The sequence below is a fragment of the Streptomyces camelliae genome, from assembly GCF_027625935.1.
Taxonomy (GTDB): Bacteria; Actinomycetota; Actinomycetes; order Streptomycetales; family Streptomycetaceae; genus Streptomyces; species Streptomyces camelliae.
In genome coordinates this window covers 8,939,064-8,953,892 of the sequence record NZ_CP115300.1, presented here as the reverse complement: position 1 = coordinate 8,953,892, position 14,829 = coordinate 8,939,064, and the positions used below count along the sequence as shown (strand labels likewise).

The following is a 14,829-nucleotide window of genomic DNA, read 5'->3' as shown; positions in this document are numbered from 1 at the left end:
CTTCGTTCGATCACTACATCTGACGTCAGACATCTGATGTCTATGTGCCGGTAACAGTGACACCCGGCGAAGGGCGCGTCAATACCCCGGGTCGGGACCAGTCGGCTCCGTGATCGTCTACGCCGTCCTCACCCGAAGCGGCTCGAAGGTCACGCCGGTCCGCGGCCCGTCCGCCCAGTGGACGCGCAGTTCCCCGTCCACCCAGGTCACCTCGGTCACGGCGGCGGCGAGCGGCGGTGCATCGGCATCGGCGCCCAGGCGGGCCAGCGCGACGAGCACCGCGGTCCCGTGGACCCGCGCCGAGAGCCGGGGCATCCGTACCCACGGCTCGTAGGCCGTGCCCTCGGGCGCCCGCACCTGGTCCGCCTCGCCCCAGCCGTGCAGTCCCGCCAGCTCGGAGCGGAGCGTCTGCGTGGCCCACCCGGTGAGGGTGACCCGCGCCCCGTGCGGTGCCCCGACCACCCGGTGGATCCGCAGCTCGTGGCGCCCGCGCGCCACCGTCACGCTCTCGACGCGCAGCCCCGGCACCATCGGCGGCCCGGAAACGAACACCGGCCGGTGCCAGGACGCCGCCCAGCCCCATCCGTCGCCCTGTCCCCCGCCCAGCGGATGGATGCGCCGCCGCACGCTTGCGATGCCGCCGACCTCCACGGACAGATGGTTGTCCGCGACGTTGGCCCGCGATGTGGGGCCGGTGTGCGTGGAGTACGCCTGGCGGCCGTACAGCGGGTCGTCCTGCGCCGCCGACTCGCCCTCGTGCGGCCGGACATGGTCACTGCCGTGGTTGTGCAGGCGCACGATCCCGTCGGCCCCGGTCGACTGCACGAGCAGCCCGGGGGCAGGCAGCGCGAGGACCCGGTCGGGGCCCTCGCTCGGCGCCGGCTCCTCGGTCGCCGTCCACAGCGGGGCGTTCTCGGGCGCGAGCAGCGCCACGAAGGCCTTCGACGCCCAGTACGGGGACGCGGGGCCGGAGTAGGACTGGAGCGTGGCGGTGTGCGGGCCGTGCCACCCCAGGCTGAGGAGGCCGTCGTCCGTCACCGCGCCCCGGTCGAGGAAGTAGCGGAGATTTGCGCTGATCAGGCGGCGTGACGTGCCCGGGGACAAGGGTGTGTGCCCCGTGACGGCCCCCATGCCGACCGCCGCCGACGCCGCGAACCGGTAGGTCAGCGAACGCCCGAAGTGGATCGGCGCCCCGTCGGCGCCGAAGAGGAGCGAGAAGCCCTCCAGATGCTCGCGCAGCCGCGGCCCGAACCGGTCCGACAGCGCCGTGTCGCCCGACAGATGGGCGTGGAGCAGCGGATACAGGTGCAGCGCCCACCCGTTGTAGTGGTCGAAGGCCCGCCCGTCGCCGTCCGCGTACCAGCCGTCGCCCCGGTACCAGGTCTCCATCAGGTCGAGCGCCCGCTCCATGGCCCGCTCCGTCGCCGTGTCGCCGCGGCCGGCCGACTCCAGGAAGGACGCCACCATGAACGGGAAGAGGTACCAGTTGTTCGGCGCGGGGGTGTGCGTGAGGGCGCCGCGCAGCCAGGTCTCGGCCCGGTCCTGTACGTCGCCGTCGAGCCGGTCCCACAGCCACGGCCGGGTCAGGGTCAGGCCGAGCGCCACCGACGCCGACTCGACCATCGGCTGGCCCTGCACATGGTGGTCGAGGATCAGCGGCCAGGACTCGGCGTCGTCCCGGCCGGGTGTGCGGGTGCCCGCCGCGAGGCCGCTCGCGTAGCGCTCCAGCCAGCCGTGCGGGTCCTTGCCGCCGGCGCCGGCGACACGGAAGCCGGCCGCCAGGAACGTGCGGGCGTAGCCCTCCAGTCCGTCCGAGCGGACGCCGGACCCGGAGGGGCGGCCCGGCAGATCGAGCAGGGCGCCGCCGGGGGTCGCCCAGCGCCAGGCGGCGCCGAGCAGCCCGTCGGCGACGGCCTCCCAGTGGGCGCGGGTGTAGCCGGTGTGCGGGCTCGACTCCCGGTTCTCAGCGGGAAGTTCGAAGGGAATGCTCATGCCAGGAACGCCAGCCTCTCGCGTCGTACGGAATGGGCGAAACCGTCGCCCTCGGCCCACCGGGCCACCTCGCCGACGGCCGTGTCGGCGAGCCGCTCCCACTCGTTGCCCTGGGAACCGGCGAGGTGCGGGGTGATCAGAGCGTTCGGGCAGTCCCACAACGGGTGGTCGGCTGGCAGGACTTCAGGGTCCGTCACGTCGAGCACCGCCCGGATGCGGCCCGCGCGCACCACGTCGGTGAGCGCGTCCTGGTCGACGACCGCGCCGCGCGAGGTGTTGATCAGCACGGCTCCCGGCCGCATGGCGTCCAGCAGTTCCCGGCTGACGAGGCCGTGGGTGGCGGGCAGCAGCGGCGTGTGGATGCTCAACAGGTCGCTGCGGCCGAAGAGTTCGGGCAGGTCCACCCACTCCACGCCCAGCTCCGCGGCCTCGGCCTCGGTGACGTACGGGTCGTGCAGCAGCACCTCGTGGTCGAAGGGGCGCAGCAGCTCGATGACCCGGCGGCCGATCAGGGAGGCGGACAGGATGCCCACTGTGCGGCGGTAGTTGCCCACCTCGTGCGGGGTCAGCAGCCAGTCGGCGCGTTCACGGGTCCGCCGGAAGTCGCGGGCCCGCTCCAGCACGTGCTTTCCGTGCAGCAGGATCATGGCGAGCGTGTACTCGGCGACCGGCAGCGCGTTGGCCGCGGCCGCCGACGACACTTCCACGCCCCGCTCCCAGCAGGCGTCGGTGATGTGCCCGCGCACCGAACCGGCCGCGTGCACCACGGCCCTCAGCCGGGGCGCCGCCGCGAGGACGTCCGCGTCGAGCCGCGGGCACCCCCAGCCGGTGACGAGCAGCTCGACATCGGCGAGTACGGCCTTCGCGCGTACGGTCGTCAGGTCGTCCAGGACCGGCAGCGGCGCCAGGTCGCACACGTTCGCGAGCGCGGCCAGCGACCGCGGCGTGAAGACGGCGGTCGCCGCCGCGGGCGACATGGCCAGCGCCGCGCTGAGCTTGGTCACCTGACCGCCCCCGCCGTCAGGCCGGAGCGCCAGAACCGCTGGAGGAGGGCGAACGCGAGGATGAGCGGGAGGACCGCGAGGAGCGAGCCCATGATCACCACCGGGTAGTACTCGGGCGAGACGGTCGCCTGGCTGTTCCACTGGTACAGACCCAGGCTCACGGGATACAGGTCCTGGTTGGACAGCATCACCATCGGCAGGAAGAAGTTGTTCCAGATCGCCGTCAGCTGGAAGAGGAAGACCGTGACCAGGCCTGGGCCCAGCATGCGCAGCGACACACGTGCGTAGGTCGTCAGCTCGCCGGCGCCGTCGACACGCGCTGCCTCCAGGACCTCGTCGGGCACATAGCCCTGGGCGAAGATGCGGCCCAGGTACACGCCGAACGGGTTGAACAGGACGGGGACGAACACCGACCAGAAAGTGTTCACGACACCGGTCTCGGAGGCGATGAGGTACAGCGGCAGCGCGAGCACCGTCTGCGGCACCATGACGGCCGCCAGCACGAGGCCGAACAGCTTCTCCTTGTGCCGGAAGCGGTACTTGTCGAAGGCGTACCCGCAGGCGACGCTGATCAGCGCGCCGAGCGCCGCGCCCAGGACGGCGTAGAGCAGGCTGTTGGCGTACCAGCGCCCGTACAGTCCGCCGTCCATGGTGAACAGGTTCTTGATGTTCTGAACGAGGGAGAAGTCCCTGAAGGACAGGATGCTGCTGCTGAACAGGGCGTCGCGGGACTTCGACGCGGCGAGCAGCAGCCACACCACCGGCAGCAGGGTGTACAGGACGGAGATCGCGACGACGACGTTGACGGTCGCCCGGCCCAGCAGGCGCGGGCGCAGCAGGGTGGAGTCCGTGGCGCTCATCGGGCGTTCTCCTCGGCCTGGTCGACGCGGTTGGTCCAGCGGGTGACGCCGTAGGAGAGGGCGATGGTGATGACCAGAAGGATCACCGACGCGGCGGCCGCGAGTGAGTAGTTGTTGCGGCTGAAGGCGGCGTCGTAGATGTACATGCTCGGCGAGAACCTGGTGTTGATCATCTGTGAGGACTGGTGGAGCAGCATCGGCTCGGTGAACAGCTGCAGGGCCCAGATCAGCGTGAACATGGCGACCATGACGATCGAGGAGCGCACGAGCGGCGCCTTGACCTGGAGGGCGGTGCGCACCGGTCCCGCGCCGTCGATCACGGACGCCTCCAGCACCTCACGGGGTACCGCCTGGAGGGCCGCGTAGAAGACGACCATGTTGTAGCCGAGGTTGCTCCACAGGGCGATGTTCACGATCGACGGCAGCGTGGTGTGCAGGCCGAGGAAGTCGACCGTGACGTCGGCCTTGGCGAGCGCCTCGATGACCGGGCTGATGCCGGGCGTGTACAGGTACAGCCAGATCAGGGCGGCGATGATGCCGGGCACCGCGTGCGGCAGGAACAGGCCCAACTGGGCCCAGGCGCGCAGCCGGACGACACCGGAGTCGAGCAGCAGGGCGAGCGCCAGGGAGCCGATCACCATCAGCGGGATGTAGATCACGCAGTACAGCCCGACCGTGCCGAGTCCGGACAGGAACGTCGGGTCGGTGAGCACGGCGGTGTACGAGCGCAGGCCCACGAACACGGTGCGCGCCGGCCCGAAGCCGAGGCCGGGATGGTCGTCGCTGAAGAAGCTCAGCCACACCGCCGTACCGACCGGGATCAGGAAGACGAGGGTGAGAAGGATGAAGAACGGCGCCATCAGGACGCCGGCGGCACCGCCCAGGCGGCGCTTCGCCGCGCGCTGTGCCTTGCGCCGGGCGGCGTCCGCCGCCCGGGACGGGGCGGCCTGCGCCGTCGGGACGGGGGCTGTCGCGGTCATGGGGTCACCTGCCTCTCGGGTGGGGGCGGTCACGTCGAGTGCTGGGTGGTGGCGAGGCCCAGCGCCTTGAGGTCGGGCATCGTGCCGTCCTGAGCGGCGCGCATGGCGGACAGGACGGTGCCGGAGCCGGCTCCCGCGCGGGCGAACGCGTCCTGCATGACGGAGCCGGTGGCGGTCATGCGCGGTCCCCACACCCAGCCGTCGCGGATCTTGTGGGCCTCTTCCTCGAACAGCCGGTAGATGTCCTGACCGCCGTAGTACGCGCGGTCGAACGCGGCGCGCCCCACGGGGACGAGTCCGGTCGCGGCCGGGTACTGGCTGCTCGCGCCGCTGGACAGCCGGGCCTTGAGGGCGTCGGGGTGCGCGACCTGCCACTCGATGAACTCCATGGCGGCCTCGGGATGCTTGCTGTCCTTCGTGACGGCGAACGTCGACCCGCCGTGCGTGCCGAGCGCCGGCTTGCCGGGGGTCCACTGCGGGAGCGGGGCGATGCGCCACTCGTCCTTCTGCTCCGGGTGCGATTTCATCTGCGCGCCGGCGTCCCAGGCGCCGCTGAGCCGGGTCAGGACCAGGCCGCCCGCGATCTGCGCGTCGTAGAGGCGGGAGCTGACCGAGTTGCAGAAGACGAGGTTCTCGTCGATGAGCCGCTGCCAGTACGCGGCCACTTTCCGGGTCGGGGCGTCCGCCATGGACACGTTCCAGGCGCCCTTGGAGATGTCGAACCACTGCGCCCCGGCCTGCCAGCACCAGGCGGCCATCTGTGACATGCCGTCGGTGGGGAAGGTGGCGATCCTGCGTCCCCCGCCCGTGCGGCGCACCCGGCGGGCCAGCTCGGCGTACTCGTCCCAGGTGGTGGGGACCTCGAAGCCGAACCTGTCGAACAGGTCCTTGCGGTAGTGCAGCACCATGGGCTCGATGTCGAGCGGCACGCTGTACGTGCGCGTGCCGAACGTCGTCTGGCTCAGCGACTGGGGCAGCAGCTTCGCCCGCAGGCCGTCGCTGATCATCGGCGTGATGTCGCGGGCGACGCCGTCGATCGCGAAGCCCGGCAGCTGGGGGTACTCGATGGTGGCGACGTCGGGGGCGTTGCCGGCCCGCGCCGCGTTGCTGAGCTTCAGATACCCGCCCTGCGTGCCGGAGGGTATCTGCTCGAAGTCGACCTGGATGTGGTCATGCGTCTTATTGAACGCGTCCACCACCTGCTGGCTGCCGCGCAGGGCGGACCAGAACGTGATGGTGGTCGTGCCTTTGGTGCCGGACTTGCTGCTGCTCCCGGATCGGACGGACGCACTGTCGTTCCCGCTGCATGCGCTCAGGGCGCCGGACAGCGGCAGCGCGGTGATCGCGGCGAGCACGGATCGACGGCTCTGTCGACCAGGCATGGGTGCCTCCCGCGGCTCCTGCGGCTCTCATGGGTGCGAGTCACGGGAATACTGATCGACTGAATGAACCTGGTCAATAGATCGTTCAGAAGAAAACAAAACGGTCAAACGCTCATAACGATACGGAAGTTGAGTCCGAGACCGGCAGCGTGTCCGCCGCCTGTGTCGAACCGCGGATCTTCAGCACCGGCAGCAGCTCCAACCGCCGCACGGGTGCCGTGGCCCCGCCGGGATCCCGCGGGTCGAGCCGGCGCAGCAGCAGTTCCGCGGCCGCACGGCCGACGTCCGCCTTCGGCGGGGACACGGCGGTCAGCGGCGTGCTGCCGAGTGCCGCGACGACGTCGTCGTACGCGATCACGGAGCAGTCCTCCGGAACCCGCACGCCGTTGTCGCGCAGCGACTGCACCAGCATCAGGGCGTCCACGTCGCCGTGCAGCACGGCGGCCGTGGCGCCCAGCCCGGCCATCAGCGAGGGCAGCTCGACCGGCGTCTGCGCAGTCGCCGCCCGGTCGGGCACCGCGCCGGGCGAACTGAGCGCCACGGCCCATTTGTCGACGTCCGGGTGGTCCGCCGCGATCTCGGTGAACGCGGCACGGACGGCACGCGCCGTCGGGCTGTCGTCGCGTGCGGCGAGGACGATGCGCCGGTGACCCAGTGCCGTGAGGTGCTCGACGGCAAGATGGACGCCGTACCAGTGGTCCGTACAGACGGTGTCCATGGCGTGCAGCGCGCTGCCGCGCCGCGGCCTGCGCTCCATCACCACCGCGGGCACGTCCAGGCGCGACAGCCAGACGTAGTCCGCCTCCTCCGTGGTGCGGCTGCGCCAGCGCGGAGCGATCAGCAGGCCGCGCGCGCCATCCGCCAACGCCCGCTCCACAAGCGGCTGTTCGGCACCCGGGACGGCCGGCGCGATGTGCAGTACGACACGGATCCCGGCCTCTTCGAACACGCTCCGGGCGCCGTGCAGCGCCTCGTACAGGTACGCGTGGCGCTCGGGCACCACGACCGCGACCGGACCGCCGTCTGCCGAGGGCGGCGCGGGTACGGCGGCTCGCTCGGCCTCGGGCAGCACCGGGCGGGCCACACCGTGGCCGCGGCGCAGCTTGCCCTCGCGGGCCAGTTCCTCCACATCGCGCCGGACGGTCACCACCGACACCGCCAGCTCCGCGGCGAGATCGCTGACCCGGATCGCGCCACGGGACTGCACCGCGGCAATGATCCGCTGCCGCCTGAGATCGACCGGCTCGCGCATGCTGATGGTCCCCTCGCACCCTGTTGTTCGTTTGAGCGCTTTGCCGAGCGCTTCGTCGGCAGCATAGCCAGCAGATGCCGGGCGGAGTCAGTGCAGATGGCTGGTGAAATCCTTTTCAGGTGCAGGGTACGCTGGTCCCACACACGCTGAAAGGATGCGCACGCTGGTGGTGACGATCCATGACGTGGCGCGAGCCGCCGGGGTTTCCCCGGCGACGGTCTCGCGTGTCTTCAACGGCGGCAAGGTGACGCCGGAGCGCGCCCGGTCCGTCCAGCAGGCCGCCGAGGCCCTCGGCTTCGCTCCCAACCGGGTCGCCCGGTCGCTGCGCAAACAGCGCTCCAGCGTGATCGCGCTGATCATCCCGGACATCGAGAACCCGTTCTTCACCTCGCTCGCCCGCGGGGTGGAGGACGCCGCGCAGCGCACCAGTCTCTCGGTGGTCCTGTGCAACTCCGACGAGGACACCGACAAGGAGCGCCGCTACCTGGAGGTCGCCCTCGGCGAGCAGATGGCCGGCGTGATCGTGGCGGCGGCCTCACAGGACGAGACGAACCTGAAGCCGCTGCTCGCCCGGGGCGTGCCCGTGGTCGCCGTGGACCGCCGGCCGCACGAGGCTGAGGTGGACGCGGTGCAGGTGGACAACCAGCACGGCGGCGAGGCGGCCACCCGTCACCTGTTGGCGGCGGGCTACCGCCGGATCGCCTGCATCACCGGCCCGCAAGGCGCGTCCACCTCCGAGGAACGCCTGGCCGGGTACCGCGCGGCGCTGCGTTCCGCACCCGCTGCCGCTCCGGCCGGCGACGCCTACGTACGGCACGCCGACTTCCGGGTCGAGGGCGGCCGGGCCGCGATGCGTGAACTGCTGGCGCTGCCCGAGCCGCCGGACGCCGTGTTCGTCGCCAACAACCTGATGACGATCGGCGTCCTGGAGGCGCTCCGCGAGGTCGGGCGCACCCCGCCGGCCATCGGTGTGCTGTCCTTCGGAGACGTGCCGTGGGCGTCGCTGGTACGCCCCTCCCTGACCACCGTGGAACTGCCCTCGTACGAGTTGGGCCGTTCGGCGGCCGACCTGCTGCTGCAGCGCATCGAGGGCAAGCCGTCGCCGCTGCAGACGGTGGTACTGCGCACCAAGCTACAGGTGCGGGAGAGCACCGCCGGGCCGTGAGCCGGACGGCCACGCACAGCGCGCGAGGGGGTGCGGTGCCGGTCACGTGGCCGGCACCGCGCCCCCTTTCGCAGGCCCGGGACTACTTCAGCCCGGACGTCTTGATCGACTCCACGATCTGCCGCTGGAACACGAAGAACAGCGCCAGCATGGGCAGTGCCGCGACCGTGGCCGCCGCCAGGATGTAGTTCCAGTTGGAGGTGTACTGGTTCTGGAAGGAGGCGATGCCGAGCTGAACCACCGTCAGCGACTGGTCGTTGGTGGCGACCAGCGGCCAGACGAAGGCGTTCCAGTTGGCGAGGAAGAAGAAGATCGCCAGGGCCGAGAGGATGGGCCGGGACATCGGCAGGACGATGTTCCAGTACACCCGCCAGTGGCCGCAGCCGTCGACGATCGCCGCCTCCTCCAGTTCCCTGGGCAGCCCCAGGTAGAACTGGCGCAGCAGGAAGACGCCGAAGGCGTTGAAGACGGCCGGGATGATCAGGCCGGCGTAGCTGTTCAGCAGGCCCAGCTCGCGAGCGACCAGGAACAGCGGGATCAGCACGACCGGGGCCGTGACCAGCAGGGTGGCGAAGATCGCGCCGAAGAGCTTCTCGCGGCCTGGGAAGCGCAGCCGGGCGAGCGCGTAGGCAGCCATGGAGTGGAAGAACAGCGCCACCACGGTGATCACCGCGGAGACGAAGAAGCTGTTCCAGAGGTAGCGGCCGAAGGGCACCTCGGTGAAGACGTAGACGAAGTTGTCGAAGGTGAAGTCCTTCGGGATCAGGTTGCCGTCGGTGACGGTGACCCGGGTCTTGAAGGACGACGTGACCATCCACAGCACCGGGAAGATGCTGATCAGCGACAGGACGACGGCCAGGGCCGTGAGTCCCGTGCGTGGGGAGCGAAGCCGGCGCCCGCCCGCCCGGCTCGTCAGGGCGTCACTCGCCATCGTCGAACCTCCCGCCTCTCGTGAACTTGAAGATCACGGCGGAGATCACGACCATGATCAGCACCAGGAACGAGCCCATGGCCGACGCGTAGCCGAACTCGCCGAATCCGAAGGCCTGCTGGTAGATGTAGAAGATCGCCAGCGACGTGCCGTTGGCGGGGCCGCCGTTGGTCAGGACGAAGATCAGGTCGAGTCCGCCGGTGATGGCGGCGACCGTCGACATCAGCAGGACGAAGAAGCTGGTCGGGCGCAGCAGCGGCCAGGTGATGGTGCGGAAGGTGGTCCACGGGCCCGCGCCGTCCAGCTTCGCGGCCTCGTAGAACTCCTTGGGGATCTCCTGGAGCCCCGCCAGGAAGATGATCATGTAGTAGCCCATCATCACCCACACCATGACGGCGATGACGCAGCCGAGGGCCAGGGAGGGGCTGCCGAGCCAGGACTCGCCGTCGAAGCCGGCCGCGCGCATGGCCCGGTTGACCACGCCCGTCTGCTCGTCGAGCAGGAACTTCCACAGCACGCCGACCACCACGAGGCTGATCACATACGGCAGGAAGAGCGCGGTGCGGTAGACGCCGACGCCGGGCAGCTTCTGCTTCACCAGCAGGCCGAGGCCGAGGCTCACGCAGAACAGGACGGGCACGAGGATCACCACGTACTCGCCGGTGATCCTCATCGAGTCCCAGAACAGCGGGTCGTGCATCATCCGCCGGTAGTTGCCGAGCCCGATCCACTGGTACGAGCCGAAGCCGCTGACCTGGAAGAAGCTCAGGGCGATGGAGAGCACCATCGGGATCGCGACGAAGACGAGGAGCCCGAGGACGTCGGGGGCGAGGAACAGGCCCGCGGCCAGCCATTCGCGGTGCTTGCGGCTGAGTCTCGGTGTGTCCGCGGAGGCGGGTGACTGTGCCGGGGCGGCGGTCCGCCGGCGCTGTTGTGCGGCGACGCTGCTCATATCAGGCTCGCCCCCTTGTAGCTCTTGGTGTATGCGGCTATGGACTGGGCGGCTCTGGCCGCCTCGCCGGCCACCCCGCGGCCGGCGAGCATGGTGCCCTGGATGGCGTCGGAGATCGCCTTGTAGACGACCGGGGGATAGCGCGGCTCGGCGCGTCCGCCGGGGAAGATCTCGTCCTTGAACTTCTTCATGACCTCGGAGTCGTAGCCGCCCTTGGCGGCGCCCCGCTCCAGGGCGCTGGCGCGGGGCGCCACGTCGGACTTGGCGCCGACGCACCAGTCGACCATCCGGTTGATCGAGTCGTCCTTCATGGAACCGAGCGCCCAGGCGCAGAACTCGGCCGCGGCCTCGGGATTGCGGCCCTGGGCGTTGGCGCAGAAGGACCAACCGCCGAGCGTGGTGACGTACTTGCCGCCCGGCGGGACCGGCAGCTTGAAGACGCCGTAGCGGTACTTGGGCGCGAATGCCTTGAAGCTGGCGACGTTCCAGATGCCCTGCTGCCACATGGCGACGTTGCCGCCCTTGAAGCCGCCGATCACGTCGTCGGCGGCGGGTACGGTGCGCGGGGCGATGCCGTGGCGCACGGCGTCCTGCCACAGCGCGAGGGCCTGGCGGGTGGCCTGGGAGTCGAAGACGACCTTGCCCTGGTGGTCCATGACGTCGCCGCCGCCCTGCCACATCCACGGGTACCAGGTGAAGTTCTGGTAGTAGCCGGGCTGGGTCTCGAAGACGAGGCCCGCCCGGGTCTTCGTACGCAGCTTGTCGCCGATGTCGAGCATCTGCTCCCAGGTGGTGGGGATGTCGGCCTCGGACAGGCCGGCCTTCTCCCACACGTCCTGCGCGTAGAACATGGCCAGCGGCTCGATCTCCATGGGGAGGGCGTAGACCTTGCCGTCGACCTTGCGGCTGTCGAGTGCGGAGCCGTAGTCGTCGATGGCGGCCTGGTCCATGTGCGGAGTGAGGTCGGCGAGGACGCCGCCGTTGTAGTAGCGCAGGAAGTCACCGGGCGAGAGCAGGAAGATGTCCGGGCCCTCGCCGGTGGCGAAGGCGGACGGGAGCTTGAAGCCGTTGAGGTAGGTGGGCTGGGGCAGATAGACGAGGTCGATCTGCTGCTTGTGGGTGCGGTTCCAGGTGGCGACCATGTCCACGAACCACTTGGACTGGGCGTTGATCGCGGGGTCGGGTGAGCGCTGGGGGCCGTAGAAGTTCCAGAACTGGAGGTTGCCCCCCTTCGCCTGTGCCGTGCCGCAACCGGTGAGCAGGGGCGTGGCGGCGAGGGCCGCGCCGGCGCCGGCCGCCGCGGTGAGAAGGCGCCGGCGTGACGTCGTGGCCGGGAACCCGGCTTCGGTGCCGTGTTGGAGCATGCGTGCGCTCCTGTCGGAGTGGGATGGGGAGAGTGAGGGAGGCTCAGTCGACTTCGAGGGTCAGCAGGTCCGGCGGGGCGGGGCGGGAGGCGGAGCTGGGGGCGTCCAGGTAGAACAGCGAGGTGCTGGCGATGTCGTCGCTGGTGTGCCGGTAGCGGTGCGGCAGACCGTTGCCCTGGCCGGGGCCGATGCCGAGGCTCTGCACGGTGACGCGCAGGTCCTGGGAGAAGCGGACGGGGTCGAGGACGTGCCAGCGGTACATCCCGAACCGCTGCTGGCTGCGGTAAATCCCGTCGGGGCGCAGGATCTGGTTCAGGCCCAGGTAGGGGGTGGTGTAGGCGGTGTACCCCTGCCCGGGAACGTCGAAGTTCCAGGCGCCGCCGAAGTAGTCCTCGGTGCCAGTGCCGCAGATCGTCGGGAACGCGTCGTCGCCGTCCAGGTAGAACTTCAGCTCGCCCTCCCCCCACCAGCCCGGGCTGTTGACGGCCCAGGCGAGGTAGGTGCCCACATAGCTGCCGGCGCCGGTGACCCCGTCGAGCAGCGTGTGCACCTCGCCGTACGGCACCGGGTGGCTGCGCCGCCACTGGGCATGGAAGTAGGAGGCGTCGTCGTCGACCACGTCCAGCTCGTAGTCGACCTGGTAGTACAGGGTGACCTTCTCGGCGGTCAGGTTCTCCAAGGTGATGCGGGCGCGGCGGCGGAACGGCATGGGCCAGTACGCGTTGAAGCCGCCGTTGGGGTTGGCGGCGACCGGCACGGACGAGACCTGGCTGAAGGTGTTCCAGCCGTTGCAGAAGAAGTCGCCGAGCGGGACCTCGACGGCCGGCGTCTGTTCGCCCTCCCAGTACATCCGCAGCAGGGTGCCGCGCCAGGCCGTGTGCGGGTCGGTGGTGCACCACAGGTGGCGGACGGTGCCTGACCCCTCGATGTCGGCGAGCACCGCGGTCTCCCCCGCGGCGATGTCGATGCTCGGGGAGATCTTCCAGCCCGGCCCCAGCCTGCTCGCGGCGACCGCTCCGGTGCCCTCGGTGGCCTGGCCACCGCCTCCCTTGGCGCCGGTGAAGTTCTCGGCGCTGATGGAACGGCTCACGGCACGCGTCCTGCGGGAGATGCCGTCGAGTCCAAAAGTCGTCATCGTGTCTGTGCCCTCAGAAGTGGGTGCGGGGCGCGCCCGACGCGGGCCGCACATCCCCGTGAAATCCATTTCAGCGAAACGTAGGGCGGGCCCCAGAGGGTGTCAAGAGGTGAGACGGGAGCGGGGCCCCTGACCCCGCGATATCCAACTTGCACCCTTTGGGCGAGCCTTTCCTGGCCATGAGACACGACCTCACACAGACTCTTGACGCTGAAATCGATTTCTGCCAGCGTGCTCGTCATGCCTCGCAACGCAGTCATCGGTGTGGACATCGGCACATCGAGCAGCAAAGGGGTTCTCGTCGGTCTCGACGGCACCCTGATCCGCTCGGCCGTGCGGGAGCACACCCCCAGCAGGCCGGGCCCCGGCCGCTTCGAAATGGACGCCTCCGTGTGGTGGCACGAGTTCACCGCACTCACCCGTGAGCTGACCGGCCCCGACGACACGACCGTACTCGCCGTCGGGGTCAGCGGCATGGGCCCCTGCGTACTGCTCACCGACGAGCACGACACGCCGCTGCGCCCCGCGATCCTCTACGGCGTCGACACTCGCTCGGTCGGCCAGATCCGCCGCATCGAGGAACGGCTCGGCGCCGACGAGATCATCCGCAGGGGCGGCTCCGCGCTCACCACACAGGCCGCCGGGCCGAAGATCGCCTGGGTCGCCGAGGAGGAGCCGGAGCTGTACGCCCGCGCCCGCCGCCTCTACATGCCCAGTTCCTGGCTGGTCCGCAGACTCACCGGCGCCTATGTGCTGGACCACCACTCGGCCAGTCAGTGCACTCCGCTGTACGACACCCTCGCGGGCCAGTGGTACGGCCCCTGGGCGGCCGAGGTCGCGCCCGGCATCGAGCTGCCACCGCTGCGCTGGCCCGGCGAGGCGGCCGGCACCGTCACCGCCGAGGCCGCCGCCGCAACGGGTCTCACGGCCGGGATCCCCGTCGCCACCGGCACCGTCGACGCCTGGGCCGAGGCCCTCAGCGTGGGCGCGCAGCACACCGGTGACCTGATGCTCATGTACGGCACGACCATGTTCCTGATCCACACCGTGCCCGAGCCGCTCACCAGCCCGTCCCTGTGGGGCACGGTCGGCGCCCTGCCCGGCACCCGCAACCTGGCCGGCGGCATGGCCACCTCGGGGGCGGTCACCAACTGGCTGCGCGACCTGTTCGCCGGTGGGGACCACGCCGAACTGACCCGTCTGGCCGCCGAGTCGGGGCCCGGCGCGGGAGGGCTGCTGATGCTGCCGTACTTCTCCGGCGAACGCACTCCGATCATGGACCCGGACGCCCGTGGGGTGATCGCCGGACTCACGCTGTCCCACACCCGTGGCGACCTCTACCGGGCCGCGCTGGAGGCCACCGGGTTCGGGGTCCGCCACAACATCGAGGTCATCGAGGAGGCGGGCGGCGACATCCGCCGCGTGGTCGCCGTCGGCGGCGGCACCCAGGGCGACCTGTGGACACAGATCGTCTCCGACATCACCGGCCTCCCCCAGGAGCTGCGCACCATCACCATCGGCGCCGGCTACGGCGGCGCACTGCTTGCGGCGCAACTCGTCGGGGACGCCGACATCGACGCCTGGAACCCGGTGCGCGAGACGGTGACGCCGCGTGCGGACCACCGACGGCGGTACGACGAGCTGTACGGCCTGTACCGACGGCTGTACCGGGAGACTTCGGCGACCGTGCACGCCCTCGCCCCGCTGCAGGAGCGCTGAGCCCTTCCGAGGACAGGCCAAGGGGCTCCACCCCTTGAACCCCGCCAGGCGGCTGCGCCCCCTGGACCCCCGAACTATGCCCACCCACCACCC

12 protein-coding genes are annotated in these 14,829 nt (G+C 70.4%); 2 read left to right on the top strand and 10 right to left on the bottom strand.

Annotated elements, in window-relative coordinates; genetic code table 11:
• Nucleotides 1–117 precede the first annotated feature (117 nt).
• The 6 genes from O1G22_RS41095 to O1G22_RS41070 all read right to left on the bottom strand — a co-directional run bounded on the left by O1G22_RS41095 (nt 118) and on the right by O1G22_RS41070 (nt 7,470).
• The gene (locus O1G22_RS41095; protein WP_270085978.1) at nt 118–1,992 is read right to left on the bottom strand and encodes a DUF2264 domain-containing protein; all 1,875 of its coding nucleotides are present in this window, start codon (nt 1,990–1,992) and stop codon (nt 118–120) included.
• The gene (locus O1G22_RS41090; RefSeq protein WP_270086674.1) at nt 1,989–2,969 is read right to left on the bottom strand and encodes a hydroxyacid dehydrogenase; all 981 of its coding nucleotides are present in this window, start codon (nt 2,967–2,969) and stop codon (nt 1,989–1,991) included. Before O1G22_RS41090 ends, O1G22_RS41095 begins: the two co-directional genes overlap by 4 nt.
• 23 nt (nt 2,970–2,992) lie before the next feature.
• Nucleotides 2,993–3,856, bottom strand: coding sequence for a carbohydrate ABC transporter permease (locus O1G22_RS41085; RefSeq protein WP_270085977.1), 864 nt, complete (start codon nt 3,854–3,856; stop codon nt 2,993–2,995).
• Complete coding sequence (locus tag O1G22_RS41080; protein WP_270085976.1) at nt 3,853–4,836, bottom strand: carbohydrate ABC transporter permease; 984 nt, start codon at nt 4,834–4,836, stop codon at nt 3,853–3,855. The genes O1G22_RS41085 and O1G22_RS41080 overlap by 4 nt, the downstream gene beginning before the upstream one ends.
• Nucleotides 4,837–4,865: 29 nt before the next feature.
• Nucleotides 4,866–6,218 (bottom strand): ABC transporter substrate-binding protein, encoded by a 1,353-nt coding sequence (locus O1G22_RS41075; protein WP_270085975.1) that lies wholly within the window; start codon nt 6,216–6,218, stop codon nt 4,866–4,868.
• Between the two features lie 112 nt (nt 6,219–6,330).
• Nucleotides 6,331–7,470 (bottom strand): substrate-binding domain-containing protein, encoded by a 1,140-nt coding sequence (locus O1G22_RS41070; protein WP_270085974.1) that lies wholly within the window; start codon nt 7,468–7,470, stop codon nt 6,331–6,333.
• A 154-nt stretch (nt 7,471–7,624) separates the two neighbouring features.
• On the opposite strand from O1G22_RS41070, the gene O1G22_RS41065 reads away from it, so the two are divergent.
• Nucleotides 7,625–8,635: a LacI family DNA-binding transcriptional regulator gene (locus O1G22_RS41065; protein WP_270085973.1), complete on the top strand. Its 1,011-nt coding sequence runs from the start codon at nt 7,625–7,627 to the stop codon at nt 8,633–8,635.
• Between the two features lie 82 nt (nt 8,636–8,717).
• Here the strand turns inward: O1G22_RS41065 and O1G22_RS41060 are convergent, their stop codons facing one another.
• Genes O1G22_RS41060 through O1G22_RS41045 form a run of 4 tightly spaced genes read right to left on the bottom strand, consistent with a single transcriptional unit; the run spans nt 8,718 to nt 12,972 of the window.
• Nucleotides 8,718–9,566, bottom strand: a complete 849-nt coding sequence (locus tag O1G22_RS41060) for a carbohydrate ABC transporter permease (protein ID WP_270085972.1) — start codon at nt 9,564–9,566, stop codon at nt 8,718–8,720.
• Complete coding sequence (locus tag O1G22_RS41055; protein ID WP_270085971.1) at nt 9,556–10,518, bottom strand: carbohydrate ABC transporter permease; 963 nt, start codon at nt 10,516–10,518, stop codon at nt 9,556–9,558. Before O1G22_RS41055 ends, O1G22_RS41060 begins: the two co-directional genes overlap by 11 nt.
• A complete protein-coding gene (locus O1G22_RS41050) occupies nt 10,515–11,882 on the bottom strand; it encodes an ABC transporter substrate-binding protein (RefSeq protein ID WP_270085970.1) in 1,368 nt (455 codons plus the stop codon). Before O1G22_RS41050 ends, O1G22_RS41055 begins: the two co-directional genes overlap by 4 nt.
• A gap of 43 nt (nt 11,883–11,925) precedes the next feature.
• Nucleotides 11,926–12,972, bottom strand: a complete 1,047-nt coding sequence (locus O1G22_RS41045; protein ID WP_270085969.1) for a glycoside hydrolase family 172 protein — start codon at nt 12,970–12,972, stop codon at nt 11,926–11,928.
• Nucleotides 12,973–13,257: 285 nt separating this feature from the next.
• Here O1G22_RS41045 and O1G22_RS41040 point away from each other — a divergent pair, with 285 nt between their 5' ends.
• Complete coding sequence (locus tag O1G22_RS41040) at nt 13,258–14,736, top strand: FGGY-family carbohydrate kinase (protein ID WP_270085968.1); 1,479 nt, start codon at nt 13,258–13,260, stop codon at nt 14,734–14,736.
• The last annotated feature ends 93 nt before the right edge of the window (nt 14,737–14,829 follow it).